This window comes from Caballeronia sordidicola (genome assembly GCF_000729995.1).
In the GTDB taxonomy this organism is placed as follows: Bacteria; Pseudomonadota; Gammaproteobacteria; order Burkholderiales; family Burkholderiaceae; genus Caballeronia; species Caballeronia sordidicola_A.
Genome location: NZ_JNFG01000090.1, coordinates 1 through 1,603 on the forward strand (window position 1 = coordinate 1; position 1,603 = coordinate 1,603).

At 59.5% G+C, this 1,603-nt stretch carries 1 protein-coding gene; it reads right to left on the bottom strand.

Features of this window, described 5'->3' with window-relative positions; translation table 11 throughout:
- Positions 1-19 precede the first annotated feature (19 nt).
- Positions 20-1,516 (bottom strand): IS5 family transposase, encoded by a 1,497-nt coding sequence (locus FH08_RS0133800; RefSeq protein WP_235210585.1) that lies wholly within the window; start codon positions 1,514-1,516, stop codon positions 20-22.
- Positions 1,517-1,603 lie beyond the last annotated feature (87 nt).

A 1,603-nucleotide genomic window follows, 5' to 3' on the forward strand; every position in this document is an offset into this window, starting at 1 on the left:
ATAGTCGGACCTGCAAAATTCAGTTTGCTTGATGCACGACGCCGATAGGGAATTTTGTCGGAGCAGGAAGGCTAAGCGGCCGGAAGCGTTCCCGGTGCGCAAACAGCGGATGCGATGGCACATTGACGATCCAATGCAGCGAGGCAAGCATAAAAAAGATGGGCCCCAGACCCAGGCGAACAATCGCACGCAACAACCACCGCAAGTTGTAGCCCGTGGCGCACAGCACAGCATGCAGCGCATCGCCGGTTTGCCCTTTGAGCCAGCAACGACGCATACCGTGGTCGTGCTTCACATGGCCGATGATCGGTTCAATCGCTTGGCGTCGCTTGAGCCAACGTCGCTGCATGCTGGTCAGTGTCTTGTGTTTGCCGCGATGAATCAGGTGTACTGATGATACTTCCACGTCGACGCCGCGAAACCCGAGATCGACCAATACGGTCTTGGGCTGCGGTGTACCGGGCAGATCCTGCAACAGGATGGAGCTCTGTTCGAGTTGCTCGGCCAGCGTATGGCCGTCATAAGGGTTGCCGGGGAATGCCCGGGCACCGACGATCAATCCTTGTTTCTCCGTGATCGCGAGGCTCACCTTGACGCCGAACTCGTAGGGCTGGCGTGCCTTTCCTTTCCCGATGCATTCAACTTCAGGCGCATGCAGTGCGTAGAGTTTGTTCTTGTCCTTTGGACGTTGGCGGCAAATGCGCCAGGCCCGCTCAAGCCAGACGCGCAGTTGTGCCTGCCGTTCGTCCGAAGCTGCGGACAGCTTGCGTTCGATATCGCGCAGCAACCGTCCCAAGACTGTGCGCTGACGTTTGAGTACACGACGCAGGCGCTTGAACTGCTTCGCATGGGCATAGCCGCCTGCGCGGCGCCGCAGCCGCTTGCCTTCGCGCGCGTACGTTTGCTTCAGCCCCAACCCTGCGCGTTGCGCCAACTGAACGAGTCTGGCCCGCGCCACCTCCAGCAGACGGCTGTCGGTCGGATACGCAATCGCCTTCTCTTGCACCGTGGTGTCGACAATTACGCGCTCGAATTCGACCGGCGTCACCGCCTTCATCTGCACCGCAGCCGCGATCGTCGCCGCGAGCAACTCCTCGACACCGGCTTCGCCCAGCGCCTGCCGAAAGCGCACCAGGTTGGTCGGGTCGCACGGCAGACGCGGCTGGAAATACTCCTCGCCACAGAAGAACTGGAAGTACACGTCCTGCGCCCAGCGCTCGCACACGGTTTCGTCACTCTCGTTGTAGGCGTGCTTCAGGTACAGCAGACCCACCATCAGCCGCATAGGCAAGCGCGGACGTCCAGCCGCACTGACGCCACCGGCAAATTCCAGCGAGTTCGAGCCAAACAGGTCAACCCTTTCGCTTACCCGTCCATCGCGTGAGCGTCGCTCGAACAGGGGACCAAGCGTCGCTTCGATTGAAGCCCACGACATCTTCGTTGCCAACACGGCAAGCGGGTGACGCAAATCAATCATCGCGTCCAGACGGCTACGAAAGAAATCAGGCGTGCTCATTGGCGACCACTCCAAAACTCCCAGAATCTTTATCAGATCGATATTCGTTCTGGGAGTTCTATTGCCCTCCAACAAACTGCATCGCCA

Coding starts and splice junctions, on each gene's coding strand:
- FH08_RS0133800 (WP_235210585.1), bottom strand. CDS start 1,516: ATGAGCACGCCTGATTTCTTTCGTAGCCGTCTGGACGCGATGATTGAT.